This is a genomic window from Streptomyces sp. NPDC001220 (genome assembly GCF_053597895.1).
This window is the reverse complement of record NZ_JBSFJE010000011.1, coordinates 282,665-296,718: the sequence shown is the minus strand read 5'-3', so window position 1 is coordinate 296,718 and position 14,054 is coordinate 282,665. Positions and strand designations below refer to the sequence as shown.

At 72.6% G+C, this 14,054-nt stretch carries 10 protein-coding genes and 1 riboswitch; all 10 genes read left to right on the top strand.

Annotation, left to right across the window (positions count from 1 at the left end; translation table 11 throughout):
- Positions 1–91 precede the first annotated feature (91 nt).
- The 10 genes from ACWDGI_RS26745 (at position 92) to cobI (ending at position 14,053) form a co-directional block, all read left to right on the top strand.
- Positions 92–880, top strand: a complete 789-nt coding sequence (locus ACWDGI_RS26745; protein WP_450763071.1) for a lysozyme — start codon at positions 92–94, stop codon at positions 878–880.
- A 174-nt stretch (positions 881–1,054) separates the two neighbouring features.
- Positions 1,055–2,308 carry an anion permease gene (locus tag ACWDGI_RS26740; RefSeq protein WP_450763069.1) on the top strand — a complete coding sequence of 418 codons (1,254 nt, stop codon included), beginning with the start codon at positions 1,055–1,057 and terminating at the stop codon, positions 2,306–2,308.
- Between the two features lie 19 nt (positions 2,309–2,327).
- Positions 2,328–2,555 (top strand): hypothetical protein, encoded by a 228-nt coding sequence (locus ACWDGI_RS26735; RefSeq protein ID WP_450763067.1) that lies wholly within the window; start codon positions 2,328–2,330, stop codon positions 2,553–2,555.
- A 145-nt stretch (positions 2,556–2,700) separates the two neighbouring features.
- Positions 2,701–2,840, top strand: a riboswitch (cobalamin riboswitch).
- A gap of 101 nt (positions 2,841–2,941) precedes the next feature.
- Entirely contained in the window at positions 2,942–3,925 is a 984-nt protein-coding gene (locus ACWDGI_RS26730; protein WP_450763065.1) for a cobalamin biosynthesis protein, read from the top strand.
- The gene (locus ACWDGI_RS26725; RefSeq protein ID WP_450763063.1) at positions 3,922–5,469 is read left to right on the top strand and encodes a cobyric acid synthase; all 1,548 of its coding nucleotides are present in this window, start codon (positions 3,922–3,924) and stop codon (positions 5,467–5,469) included. The genes ACWDGI_RS26730 and ACWDGI_RS26725 overlap by 4 nt, the downstream gene beginning before the upstream one ends.
- Positions 5,466–9,119 (top strand): cobaltochelatase subunit CobN, encoded by a 3,654-nt coding sequence (cobN, locus tag ACWDGI_RS26720; RefSeq protein WP_450763061.1) that lies wholly within the window; start codon positions 5,466–5,468, stop codon positions 9,117–9,119. The genes ACWDGI_RS26725 and cobN overlap by 4 nt, the downstream gene beginning before the upstream one ends.
- Positions 9,116–11,110, top strand: a complete 1,995-nt coding sequence (locus tag ACWDGI_RS26715) for a putative cobaltochelatase (RefSeq protein ID WP_450763059.1) — start codon at positions 9,116–9,118, stop codon at positions 11,108–11,110. Before cobN ends, ACWDGI_RS26715 begins: the two co-directional genes overlap by 4 nt.
- Complete coding sequence (gene cobO / locus ACWDGI_RS26710; protein ID WP_450763057.1) at positions 11,110–11,709, top strand: cob(I)yrinic acid a,c-diamide adenosyltransferase; 600 nt, start codon at positions 11,110–11,112, stop codon at positions 11,707–11,709. The genes ACWDGI_RS26715 and cobO overlap by 1 nt, the downstream gene beginning before the upstream one ends.
- Positions 11,709–13,307 carry a cobyrinate a,c-diamide synthase gene (locus tag ACWDGI_RS26705; RefSeq protein ID WP_450763055.1) on the top strand — a complete coding sequence of 533 codons (1,599 nt, stop codon included), beginning with the start codon at positions 11,709–11,711 and terminating at the stop codon, positions 13,305–13,307. Before cobO ends, ACWDGI_RS26705 begins: the two co-directional genes overlap by 1 nt.
- Positions 13,304–14,053, top strand: coding sequence for a precorrin-2 C(20)-methyltransferase (cobI, locus tag ACWDGI_RS26700; protein WP_450763053.1), 750 nt, complete (start codon positions 13,304–13,306; stop codon positions 14,051–14,053). Before ACWDGI_RS26705 ends, cobI begins: the two co-directional genes overlap by 4 nt.
- The last annotated feature ends 1 nt before the right edge of the window (position 14,054 follow it).

The window sequence follows — 14,054 nt, the reverse complement described above, 5'->3', positions numbered from 1 at the left end:
TCAAGGCTTGGCCGAAGATCGCCGATCATACGCCGATCTTCCAATAACCTCTGGACGATTTTTCGTACACGTCGCCATTCCGGGGGGAAACATGGCCCGTGACCGCTCCGCGTCGCACCACCACCGCCACCGCCACCGCCACCGTCACCGCCATCAGGCCCGCGCCCTCGCGGCGTCCGTGGCCGCTCTCGCCCTCGCGGGGGCCGCGACCGCGTTCGCCGGGACGCCGGCGTCCGCGGCGAGCCCGCCGAAGGGGCACGACGTCTCCTCGCACCAGAAGAACGTCGACTGGGCGGGCGCCAGGGCGAAAGGCGCCAGGTTCGTATACGTCAAGGCGACCGAGTCCACCACCTACCGCAACCCGTACTTCGGCCAGCAGTACAACGGTTCACGCGAGGCCGGAATCATGCGGGGCGCCTACCACTTCGCGCTGCCGGACAAGTCGTCGGGCGCTCGGCAGGCCGCGTACTTCGTGAGCCACGGCGGCACCTGGAGCGCGGACGGCTGGACACTGCCGCCGGCGCTCGACGTCGAGTACAACCCGTACGACAAGAAGCACAGGTGCTACGGGCTGAGCCACTCCAAGATGGTCGAGTGGATCAAGTCCTTCAGTGACGAACTGAAGCGGGAGACCGGCCGGCGGCCGGTGATCTACACGACCACCCACTGGTGGAACCTCTGCACCGGCGGCAGCGGCGCCTTCGCCGCGAACCACGCCCTGTGGATCGCCCGCCACGGCTCGGCGGACGCGGGCGCGCTGCCGGCCGGGTGGTCGCGGTGGACTTTCTGGCAGTACGACAACAGCGGCAGCCTGCCGGGTGACCAGAATCTCTTCAACGGGTCGGCGAGCCGGCTGAAGGCGTTCGCCAAGGGCTACTGACCAACGGGCGACTGAGCCGCCGGACCGGAGACGGGACGGCGGCTTCGCCCGTTCCCGCGCGCGGATACCCTGAAGTCGATCTCAGACACCACAGTGACCATCCCAGTTCACCTTCCGTTCATCCAGGTTGCCTACGGTCCAACGGCCGATGACCTCTAAAGATTGTCTGGGTAAATGGAAAACTTCTCGCTGATCCTCGCGATTGTGGTGGTGACCGCACTCGCGTTTGATTTCACGAACGGTTTCCACGACACCGCCAACGCGATGGCCACGACCATCTCGACCGGCGCACTCAAGCCCAAGATCGCGGTGACCATGTCGGCCGCGCTCAACCTGGTGGGCGCCTTCCTCTCCGTGGAGGTCGCCAACACGATCTCCAAGGGCCTCGTCGACGAGAACGGCATCCGCCCCGAGGTCATCTTCGCCGCCCTGGTCGGCGCGATCCTCTGGAACCTGGTGACCTGGCTGGTGGGTCTGCCCTCCAGCTCCTCGCACGCCCTGATGGGCGGTCTGATCGGCGCCACCGTCGCCTCCGCCGGCCTCGGCGCGGTCCACGGCGACGTGCTGGTCACCAAGGTCCTGCTCCCGGCGGTCGCCGCCCCCGTCGTCGCGGGCCTCGCCGCGATGCTCTCCACCCGCCTGTCGTACGCGATCGGCAAGAACGCCGACGACAACGCCACCCGCAAGGGCTTCCGCGCCGGTCAGATCGCCTCGGCCGGCCTGGTCTCCCTCGCGCACGGCACCAACGACGCGCAGAAGACGATGGGCATCATCACCCTCGCGCTGATCGCGGGCGGCTCCATCGCCCCCGGCTCGAACCCTCCCACCTGGGTCATCCTCTCCGCCGGCCTCGCCATCGCCCTCGGCACCTACATCGGCGGCTGGCGGATCATCCGCACCATGGGCAAGGGCCTGACCGACCTCCAGCCGCAGCAGGGCTTCGCCGCCCAGACCAGCGCGGCCACCGCCATCCTGGCCTCCTCCCACCTCGGCTTCTCCCTCTCCACCACGCACGTCGTCTCCGGTTCCGTGATGGGCGCGGGCCTGGGCCGCAAGGGCGGTACGGTCCGCTGGTCCACCGCGACCCGCATGATGATCGCCTGGGTGCTCACCCTCCCCGCGGCCGCGGTCGTCGGCGCGCTCGCCGAGTCCGTGACGGACCTCGGCGACTGGGGCACGGCGGTCGTCGCCGTCTTCCTCGTCGCATCCAGCGCCACGATCTGGAAGCTCTCCCGCCGCGAGGTCGTGGACAGCGCCAACGTCAACGACACCGACGGCACGGAGCCGGCCGGCGTGGTGACCGCGGCGATGGCCGCCGTGACCCCGCCGCCCGCCGGCACGGTGGCCGACGACCTCACCGCCACGATCCCGTCCCCCGCCCCGTCACCCGCGCCGGCCGCCGCCACCGACCCGGCCGCGACCGTCTGACACCCGAGGAAGAACCGACATGAACATCGACTGGGCAGCCATCGGCTCCGTCTTCGGCGTCAGCCTCGTGGTCACCGTGGGCATGGTGGCCCTCTTCACCCTCGGCATCAAGGGCCTCTCCGCCCGCGAACGCGCCGTGGCCCAGGGCAACTCCGCGGCCCTGGCCGTGACCGCCGCCTACCTGTGCTTCGCCGCCTGCGCGGCCGCGGTGGCGTACGGCATCCACCTGATCGTGGCCAAGTCCTGATCGTGGCCAAGGCCTGACCTCGGCCGGACAAGGCTCCTCCCCGACTCGCTCGGGAGGAGCCTTCGGCATGTCCCACGAGCCCCGCCGGCCCACCGGTGTGGGCCTTCCCACACACTCCTCCCGCAGGTCAACGGCAAGTTGACGGGTCTTCCGGGGGCGTGGTGGACTTCCGGAGCCAAGTACGGCGGCAAGAGAGGAAGCCGGTGTGAATCCGGCGCGGTCCCGCCACTGTCACCGGGGTAGCAATCCCCGGGAGCCAGGAACTCTCACCGCCGGTCTCGTCGAACCAGGGCGTGGACACCCTGAGTGAGGACATATCGCCATGCGCGGCTGCCGTTCGAGGTTGAGTACCAGGCCCGTTCCCGCCCCCGCGGCGGGCTGAGCCGATGGGTGCCGGTCGCGTCTTCGCGTACGGCGCCGCCGCCGGCCTTCTCGGCGATCTGCTGCTCGGCGATCCGCGCCGCGGGCATCCGGTCGCCGCGTTCGGACGGGCGGCCGGGGCCGTCGAACGGGCGCTGTGGCGGGACCACCGTGGGTGGGGCGCGCTGCACACCGCCGTCTGCGCCGGCGGCGCCGTGACGCTGGGTGCCCTGGCCCAGCGGGTCGTACGACCGTCCACCGCCGCTTCCGTCGCGCTCACCGCGACCGCCACCTGGGCCGTCGTCGGGGGCACTTCACTCGCCCGCGAGGCCGGTGTCATCGGACGCGCCCTCGAGACGGGGGACGTCGAGGCCGCCCGGGCCCGGCTGCCGCATCTGTGCGGACGGGATCCGCAGGCCCTGGACGCCGACGGAATCGCCCGGGCCGTCGTGGAGTCCGTCGCGGAGAACACGAGCGACGCGGTCGTGGGTGCGCTGGTGTGGGGGGCCGTGGGCGGGGTGCCGGGGCTGCTCGGGTTCCGGGCCGTCAACACCCTGGACGCCATGGTGGGTCACAAGTCGGCCCGGTACCGGCGGTACGGGTGGGCCTCGGCGCGGCTGGACGACGTGGCGGGGTGGCCGGGGGCACGGCTCACCGCCGTACTGGCCGCCGTCGCCGGAGCGGACACCGAGGGGGCCGTACGGGCCTGGCGGTCCGACGCGGCGAAGCACCCGAGCCCCAACGCCGGGCCGGTGGAGGCGTCGTTCGCCGGGGCGTTGGGGGTACGGCTCGGCGGGACCTTGTCATACGGCGGGCGGGTCGAGCACCGGCCGGTACTGAACGCGGAGGGGCGTGCGGTGGAAGTCGCGGACATCGAGCGGGCGGTAAGACTGTCACGGCGGGTGGGGTGGCTGGCGTTCGGGGCCGGCGCGGCCGGGGCCCTGCTGCGGGGGGCGCTTTCACGGCGCCCGGCACAGCGCTCCGCACGGCGGCCGGGACGGACGTCGTGAACGGCGGCGGGCTCCTCGTCGCCGGTACCACCTCCGACGCCGGCAAGAGTGTCGTCACCGCCGGTATCTGCCGGTGGCTGGTGCGGCAGGGCGTCAAGGTCGCGCCGTTCAAGGCGCAGAACATGTCCCTCAACTCCTTCGTCACGCGCGAGGGCGCCGAGATCGGGCGGGCGCAGGCCATGCAGGCACAGGCCTGTCGCATCGAGCCGACCGCGCTGATGAACCCCGTGCTGCTCAAGCCGGGCGGCGAGCAGAGCAGCCAGGTCGTACTGCTCGGGAAACCGGTCGGCGAGCTGAGCGCGCGCGGCTACCACGGGGGACGGCAGCAGAAGCTGCTCGGGACCGTGCTCGACTGTCTCGCCGAGTTGCGGGGCACGTATGACGCGGTGATCTGTGAGGGGGCGGGCAGTCCGGCGGAGATCAACCTGCGCCGGACCGACATCGTGAACATGGGGATCGCGCGCAACGCGCGGATCCCGGTGCTCGTCGTCGGCGACATCGACCGCGGGGGCGTGTTCGCCTCCTTCTTCGGCACCGTCGCCCTGCTCTCGCCGGAGGACCAGGCCCTCGTCGCCGGGTTCCTCGTCAACAAGTTCCGGGGCGACGTCTCCCTGCTGGAGCCCGGCCTCGACATGCTGCACGGCCTCACCGGGCGGCACACCTACGGCGTGCTCCCCTTCCGGCACGGGCTCGGGATCGACGAGGAGGACGGGATGGGGGTCCCCCCGCGCGAGCGAAGCCGAGCGTGGGGGAGGGTCTCGCTGCGCGGGACCGTCCGGGAGTCGAACACGACTCCGCCGGTCGGCGCGGACGTGCTGCGGGTCGCCGTCTGTGCCATCCCCCTGATGTCCAACTTCACGGACGTGGACGCGCTGGCCGCCGAACCGGGTGTCGTGGTGCGGTTCGTGGACCGGCCCGAGGAACTCGCCGACGCCGACCTCGTCGTGATCCCGGGCACCCGGGGGACGGTCCGGGCCCTGGAGTGGCTGCGGGAGCGGGGGCTCGCGGAGGCGCTGAAGCGCAGGGTCGCCGAGGGGCGGCCGGTGCTCGGCATCTGCGGTGGCTTCCAGGTCCTCGGCGAGCACATCGAGGACGAGGTCGAGAGCCGGCGCGGACAGGTGGCCGGTCTCGGGGTCCTGCCCCTACGGGTGCGGTTCGCCCGGGAGAAGACCCTCACCCGGCCCGTCGGCGAGGCCCTCGGCGAGCGCGTCGAGGGGTACGAGATCCATCACGGGGTGGCCGAAGTCACCGGTGGGGAGCCCTTCTTGGACGGCTGCCGGGTCGGGCAGACCTGGGGCACCCACTGGCACGGCTCCCTGGAGTCGGACGGCTTCCGCCGGGCCTTTCTGCGCGAGGTGGCGGCCGCCGCGGGCCGCCGGTTCGTGCCGGCCCCCGACACCTCGTTCGCCGCGCTGCGCGAGGAGCAGCTCGACCGGCTCGGCGACCTGATCGAACAGCACGCGGACACCGACGCGCTCTGGCGGCTCATCGAGTCGGGCGCGCCGCAAGGACTGCCTTTCATCCCACCGGGAGCGCCCGCATGAGCACTGTGTTGTTGTTGTCGACCGCCGACACCGATCTGCTGGCGGCCCGGGCCGCCTCCGGTGCCGACTACCGGATCGGCAATCCGACGCGCGTCGACGTCACGGAGGAGCTGCCCGCGCTGATCGAGGGCGCGGACGTCGCCGTCGTACGGCTGCTCGGTGGCAAGCGGGCCTGGGAGGACGGGCTCGCCGCGCTCCGGGCGTCCGGGGTGCCGACCGTGCTGCTCGGCGGCGAGTCCGTGCCGGACGCCGAGTTGATGGCCGAGTCGTCGGTGCCGGCCGGCGTGGTCGCGGAGGCGCTGCGCTATCTCGTCGAGGGCGGCCCCGCGAACCTGCTTGAGCTGTCCCGGTTCCTGTCCGACACCGTGCTGCTGACCGGCGAGGGGTTCGCCGAGCCGCAGAGGATGCCCGAGTTCGGGGTGCACGGCGCGTACCGGATCCGGGCCGGCCGTCCCACGGTCGGGGTGCTCTTCTACCGGGCCCATGAACTCAGCGGCAACACCGCCTTCGTGGACACCCTGTGCGAGGCGATCGAGGCACGGGGCGCCAACGCCCTTCCGGTGTACTGCGGTTCGCTGCGCGGGGCGGACGCCGGGCTGTACGAGATCCTCGCCGGGGCCGACGCGCTGGTCGCCACCGTGCTGGCGGCCGGCGGCACCCACGCCTCGCAGGCCTCGGCCGGCGGTGACGAGGAGGCCTGGGACATCGGGGCGCTCGCCGATCTGAACGTCCCGGTGCTGCAGGGCCTGTGCCTGACCTCGTCGAAGAGCACCTGGGACGAGTCCGACGCCGCCCTCTCCCCCATGGACGCGGCTATGCAGGTCGCCATCCCGGAGTTCGACGGCCGTCTGATCACCGTGCCGTTCTCCTTCAAGGAGCAGGGGCCGGACGACGTCCCGGTGTACGTCGCCGACCCCGAGCGGGCCGGACGGGTGGCCGGAATCGCCCTGCGGCACGCGCGGTTGAAGCACAAGCCGAACGCGGACAAGAAGCTCGCGCTGGTCTTCACCGCCTATCCGACCAAGCACTCGCGGGTCGGCAACGCGGTCGGGCTCGACACGCCTGCCTCGGCGGTACGCGTGCTGGACGCGCTGCGGGATGCCGGGTACGGGGTCGAGGGACACCCCGACAACGGGGACGAGTTGATCCACCGGCTCATCAACGCCGGTGGCCACGACGTCGAATGGCTCACCGAGGAGCAGCTGGCCGCCGCGCCCGCGCGGGTGCCGCTCGCCGACTACCGGGCGTGGTTCGACACGCTGGACCCGGACCTCAGGGCAGGCATGCTGGAGGCGTGGGGCGAGCCGCCGGGCTCCCTCTACGTCGACGGGGACGACATCGTCCTCGCCTCCCTGCAGTTCGGGAACGTCGTCGTGATGATCCAGCCGCCGCGCGGCTTCGGCGAGAACCCGATCGCGATCTACCACGACCCGGACATGCCGCCGTCGCACCACTACATGGCGGCCTACCGGTGGCTCGAAAACTCTTTCGGCGCGGACGCGGTCGTGCACATGGGCAAGCACGGCACGATGGAGTGGCTGCCCGGCAAGGGGCTCGGGCTGAGCGCCGGCTGTGCGCCGGACGCGGTCCTCGGCGAGCTGCCCCTGATCTACCCGTTCATCGTCAACGACCCCGGCGAGGGCACCCAGGCCAAGCGGCGCGGGCACGCCACCGTGGTCGACCACCTGGTCCCGCCGATGGCCCGTGCCGACACCTACGGCGACCTGGCCAAACTGGAGCAGCTGCTCGACGAGTACGCGCTGGTCTCCGACCTGGACCCGACGAAGGCACCGGCCGTGCGGGCGCAGATCTGGACGCTGGTCAAGGCGGCCGAACTCCACCACGACCTGCATGTGGACGACCAGCCGGACGACGCCGACTTCGACGAGTTCGTCATGCACATCGACGGCTATCTGTGCGAGATCAAGGACGTGCAGATCCGCGACGGCCTGCACATCCTCGGCGGCGGCCCGGTCGGCGAGGCGCGCGTGAACCTGGTGCTGGCCGTGCTGCGGGCCTCGCAGGTGTGGGGCGGGCAGGCCAACGCGCTGCCGGGGCTCCGGGCCGCGCTGGCCGCGCACTTCGGCCTGGTCGAGAAGGAGTTGCTCGCCGAGCCCGGTGCGCCGGTGAAGGTGCCGGTCGAGCTGTCCGATCTGGTCGAGGGTCCGGCCCGCACGGCCGCCGACGCCATCGACCTGCTGGAGCAGCTCTGCCGACGGATCGCGGAAGGGATGGAGGAGCGCGACTGGGCCGTCGCGGACAGCCGCTCCCTCATCCGTGACGTCCTCGGCACCGAACTCCCCGACGCCGTCGCCGTGCTGGAGTTCGCCTGCGCCGAGGTCGTGCCCCGGCTGGCCCGCACCACGGACGAGATCGACCACATCCTCAGGGCGCTCGACGGCGGTTACGTCCCGGCGGGGCCGTCCGGCTCCCCCACCCGCGGGCTGGTCAACGTCCTGCCGACCGGCCGGAACTTCTACTCGGTCGACCCCAAGGCCATTCCCTCCCGGCTGAGCTGGGAGGTCGGCCAGTCCCTCGCCGACTCGCTGGTGCAGCGCTACCTCCAGGACACCGGCGCGTATCCGAAGTCCGTCGGGCTGACGGTGTGGGGCACCTCCGCGATGCGCACCCAGGGCGACGACATCGCCGAGATCCTGGCGCTGCTGGGCTGCCGTCCGGTCTGGGACGAGGCGTCGCGGCGCGTCACCGGCTTCGAGGTGGTCCCGCTGGACGAACTGGGCCGGCCGCGCATCGACGTCACGGTCCGGATCTCCGGCTTCTTCCGGGACGCGTTCCCGCACGTGGTCGGGCTGATCGACGACGCCGTGCGCAAGGTCGCCGAGCTGGACGAACCGGCCGACCGGAACTACGTGCGCGCCCACGCCGACGAGGACACCGCCGAACACGGCGACCGGCGGCGCGCCACCGCCCGTGTCTTCGGCTCCAAGCCGGGCGCGTACGGCGCGGGCCTGCTGCCGCTGATCGACGCCCGCAACTGGCGCTCCGACGCCGACCTCGCCGAGGTGTACGCCGTCTGGGGCGGCTACGCCTACGGCCGCGGGCTCGACGGGCGGCCGGCGCGCGGGGACATGGAGACCGCGTTCCGGCGGATCGCGGTCGCCGCGAAGAACGTGGACACGCGCGAGCACGACCTGGTCGACGCCGACGACTACTTCCAGTACCACGGCGGGATGGTGGCGATGGTGCGCCATCTGACCGGCGCCAACCCCGAGGCGTACGTGGGTGATTCGGCCACCCCCGACCAGGTGCGGACCCGCACCCTCGGCGAGGAGACGCACCGCGTCTTCCGGGCCCGGGTGGTCAACCCGCGCTGGATGGCGGCCATGCGCCGGCACGGCTACAAGGGCGCCTTCGAGATGGCGGCGACCGTCGACTACCTCTTCGGCTACGACGCCACGGCCGGCGTCGTGGACGACTGGATGTACGAGAAACTCAGCGCGGAGTACGTCTTCGACGCGGAGAACCGGGACTTCATGAAGAAGTCGAACCCGTGGGCGCTGCGCGGCATCACCGAACGGCTCCTGGAGGCCGCCGACCGGGGCCTGTGGGCCGAGCCGGACGCGGACACCCTGGAGCGGCTGCGCGCCACCTACCTGGAGCTCGAAGGCGACTTGGAGGGCGACCAGTGACCACCCCCTTCCCCTTTACGGCCGTCGTGGGTCAGGACGACCTGCGGCTGGCGCTGCTGCTGAACGCGGTGTCGCCGGCGGTCGGCGGCGTGCTGGTGCGCGGCGAGAAGGGCACCGCCAAGTCCACGGCGGTACGCGCCCTCTCGGTGCTGCTGCCGACCGTGGACGTCGTCGCCGGCTGCCGCTTCTCCTGCGACCCGGCCGCCCCGGATCCGGCCTGCCCGGACGGGCCGCACAACCCGCCCGGTGCCTTCGAGTCCCGCCCGGCGCGCATGGTCGAACTGCCGGTCGGCGCCTCCGAGGACCGGCTGGTCGGCGCCCTGGACATCGAACGGGCCCTGGCGGAGGGCGTGAAGGCCTTCGAGCCGGGCCTGCTGGCCGACGCCCACCGGGGCATCCTCTACGTCGACGAGGTCAACCTCCTCCACGACCACCTGGTCGACCTCCTGCTGGACGCGGCCGCGATGGGCGCCTCCTACGTGGAGCGCGAGGGCGTCTCGGTACGGCATGCCGCGAAGTTCCTGCTCGTCGGCACCATGAACCCCGAAGAGGGCGAGCTGCGGCCGCAGTTGCTGGACCGGTTCGGCCTGACCGTGGAGGTGGCCGCCTCGCGCGAGCCCGACCAGCGGGTCGAGGTGGTACGGCGACGGCTCGCGTACGACGACGACCCGGCCGGATTCGCGACGCGCTGGGCCGGTGAGGAGGCCGCCGTACGGCAACGGATCGTGGCGGCACGGGCGTTGCTGCCGTCGGTGCGGCTGGGCGACGGGGCGCTGCGGCAGATAGCGGCGACCTGCGCTGCCTTCGAGGTCGACGGTATGCGCGCCGACATCGTGATGGCGCGGACGGCGACCGCGCTGGCCGCGTGGGCCGGGCGGACCGAGGTGCTGGCGGAGGACGTCCGGCAGGCCGCGCTGCTCGCGCTGCCGCACCGCAGGCGCCGCAACCCCTTTGACGCGCCGGGCCTCGACGAGGACAAGCTGGACCAGACGCTGGAGGAGTTCTCCGGCGAGTCCGAGGACGACGATCCCGATCCGGACGGTCCCGGCGGGGGCGGCGGGCAGCCGGCGCCCGACGACGGCGACCCGCAGGGCGGCGACACGGGTGCGCGGCCCGAGGCCGGGGAGGACGGCGAGCCACAGGCCTCCGGCGGCTCGGGCGAGCAGGCGCCGACACGGGCCGCCGAACCCTTCCGCACCAAGGTGCTGACCGTGCCCGGGATCGGTGCGGGCGCCGCCGGCCGGCGCTCCCGCGCGCGCACCGAGCACGGGCGTACGACGGGTGCCCGGCGGCCCCGAGGTGCTCTGACCAAGCTGCACCTGGCGGCGACCGTGCAGGCCGCCGCCCCGCATCAGCGGGCCCGCGGGCGGTCCGGTCCTGGCCTGGTGGTCCGGCGGGACGATCTGCGGCAGGCGACCCGGGAGGGGCGCGAGGGCAACCTCGTGCTGTTCCTGGTCGACGCGTCCGGGTCGATGGCGGCCCGGCAGCGGATGAGCGCCGTGAAGGGCGCCGTGCTGTCGCTGCTGCTCGACGCCTATCAGCGGCGGGACAAGGTGGGGCTGGTGACCTTCCGGGGCTCGGCCGCCGATGTCGCGCTGCCGCCGACCTCGTCCGTGGACGCGGCGGCGGCCCGGCTTGAGGCGCTGCCGACCGGCGGGCGCACCCCGCTCGCCGCCGGGCTGCTCAAGGCGCACGACGTGCTGCGGGTGGAGCGGTTGCGGGACCCCGCGCGACGGGCCCTCGTCGTCGTGGTGACCGACGGCCGGGCCACCGGTGGACCTGAGCCGGTCGCGCTCGCCGGGCGGGCGGCCCGGCTGTTCGCGGCCGACGGCGTCGCCTCGGTGGTCGTGGACTGCGAGTCGGGGCCGGTACGGCTCGGACTCGCCGGGCAGCTGGCCGGTGAACTGGGCGGTGCGGCGGTGACGCTCGACGAGTTGCGGGCTGACTCCATCGCCGGGCTGGTGAAGGACGTGCAGAGGAGGGCCGCGTAATGCCGCAGGGACAGCCGAGTGCCGTACCGGACGACGGACTGACGACTCGTCAGCGTCGGAATCGGCCTCTTGTCGTCGTGCACACGGGCGTCGGCAAGGGGAAGTCCACCGCCGCGTTCGGGCTCGCGCTGCGCGCCTGGAACCAGGGATGGCCGATCGGGGTGTTCCAGTTCGTCAAGTCGGCGAAGTGGAAGGTCGGCGAGGAGCGGGCGCTGCGGGTCCTCGGGGACTCCGGGGAGGGCGGGACCGTCGCCTGGCACAAGATGGGCGAGGGCTGGTCCTGGGTGCAGCGGGACGCACAGCTGGACAACGAGGAGAAGGCCCGCGAGGGCTGGGAGCAGGTCAAGCGTGACCTGGCGGCCGAGACGTACCAGCTGTACGTGCTCGACGAGTTCGCGTACCCCATGCACTGGGGGTGGGTGGACACCGACGAGGTCGTCGAGGTGCTGCGGAACCGGCCCGGGAACCAGCATGTCGTGATCACCGGGCGGAACGCGCCCGAGCAGCTGGTGGACCTCGCCGACCTCGTCACCGACATGTCCAAGGTCAAGCACCCGATGGACGTGGGGCAGAAGGGGCAGAGGGGCATCGAGTGGTGATGTCTTCCGTTCCACGGCTGGTCATCGCCGCGCCTTCCTCGGGCAGCGGCAAGACCACCGTCGCCACGGGGTTGATGGCCGCGTTCGCCGCGCGGGGGCTCGCCGTGTCCCCGCACAAGGTCGGACCGGACTACATCGACCCCGGGTACCACGCGCTCGCGACCGGGCGGGTGGGGCGGAACCTCGACGCGTACCTGTGCGGTCCTGAGCTCATCGGGCCGTTGTTCGCGCACGGTGCGCGCGGCTGCGACATCGCCGTGGTCGAGGGTGTGATGGGACTGTACGACGGGGCCGCCGGGGAAGGGGAACTGGCGTCCACCGCTCATGTCGCGAAGCTGCTGCGGGCGCCGGTGGTGCTGGTCGTGGACGCGTCGTCGCAGTCGCGGTCGGTGGCCGCGCTGGTGCACGGGTTCGCGTCGTGGGATCCGGAGGTGCGGGTCGGGGGCGTGATCCTGAACAAGGTGGCGTCGGACCGGCACGAGGAGTTGCTGCGGGAGGCGCTGGATTCCTCCGGGGTGCCGGTGTTCGGGGTGCTGCGGCGGGTGGCCCTGGTGGATACGCCGTCGCGGCATCTGGGGCTGGTGCCGGTCGCCGAGCGGCGGGGCGAGGCGGTGGACGCGGTCGGGGCGATGGCCGCGCAGGTCTCCGACGGGTGTGACCTGGAGGGGCTGCTGGGGTTGGCCCGGGGGGCCGGTGTGGTGCCGGGTGCGGCGTGGGATGCGGGTGCGGCCGTGGCTTCCGTGGTTTCCTCGCCCCCGCCGCCCCTACCCGTCCCATCTCCAGGGGCGGGCGCCCCTGCGACCCCGACTTCGGGGGCTGCCGCCCCCGAACCCCCGCTTCGGCCTGAACGGCCTCGTCCTCAAACGCCGGACGGGCTGGGGAGGGTGGCGGACGGGCCGCAGAGGGTGCGGGCCGGCCTTCGTCCTCGGACGGCGGACGGGCTGGGTGGCGGGGGTGCGCTGCGTGTACCGGACGGGCTGGGTGGTCGGGGTGTGCGGCCCGTTGTTGCTGTCGCTGCTGGGGCCGCCTTCAGCTTCTCCTATGCCGAGCACACCGAGTTGCTCGCTGCCGCCGGGGCCGAGGTGGTGCCGTTCGATCCGTTGCGGGACGAGCAACTGCCGGACGGGACGCGGGGGTTGGTCGTCGGCGGCGGTTTCCCCGAGGTGTACGCCGCCGAGCTGTCCGCCAACGAGCCGCTGCGCAAGGCCGTCGGCGCCCTCGCTCACGGCGGTGCTCCGGTGGCCGCGGAGTGCGCCGGGCTGCTCTATCTGTGCCGGGAGCTGGACGGGCTGGCGATGTGCGGTGTGCTGGACGTCCGGGCGCGGATGACCGAGCGGCTGACTCTCGGCTACCGGGACGCGGTCGCCGTGAGCGACAGTGTGCTGGCGGTCGCCGGGACCCGGCTGCGGGGACACGAGTTTCACCGGACCGCGGTCGAGCCGGGGGCCGGTGCGGCGCCCGCGTGGGGTGTGCGTACCCCCCGGCCGCGGGTCGAGGGTTTTGTACAGCAGGGCGTGCACGCGAGTTATCTGCACACGCACTGGGCGTCCGAGCCCGGTGTGGCCCGAAGGTTCGTGGAGAGGTGCCGGACGTCATGAGCAGCAGGCTGATCGGAGTCGGGGTGGGTCCGGGTGACCCCGAGCTGGTGACCGTGAAGGGCGTCAACGCCCTGCGTGCCGCCGAGGTGGTCGTCGTACCCGTCATGGCCGGGCCTGATGGGAAAGACGTCGGTGAGCAGGGCCGTGCCGAGGCGACCGTGCTGCACTACGTCGGCGCGGAGAAGGTCGTCCGAGTCGTGTTCGCGCTGAACGAGCGCAGTGACCGGGGGCGGCGCGAGGCCGCCTGGGACGCGGCGGGCACCACGGTCGCCGGGTTGCTGCGGGAGCGCGGGTCCGTCGCCTTCGCCACCATCGGGGATCCGAACGTCTACTCGACCTTCACCTATCTCGCGCAGACCATCGCCGGGCTGGTCCCGGACGTGGTCGTGGAGACCGTGCCCGGCATCACCGCCATGCAGGACCTCGCCGCCCGTTCCGGTGCCGTGCTCACCGAGGGGACCGAGCCGCTGACGCTGGTGCCGGTGACGGCGGGTGCCGAGGTGCTGAAGGACGCGCTGAGCGGGCCGGGGACGGTCGTGGCGTACAAGTTCGGGCGGCAGGCCGGCGCGGTCGCCGAGGCGCTGCGGGAGACCGGGCGGATCGAGGACGCCGTGTGGGGGTCGGCGCTAGGCCTTGACGAGGAGTCCATACGGCCCGCCGCCGAACTCGACGGTTCCCCGCTGCCGTATCTCTCCACGCTCATCGCGCCGCCGCGCCGGGACGGCGGCAGAGGCGGAAAGCTGTGAG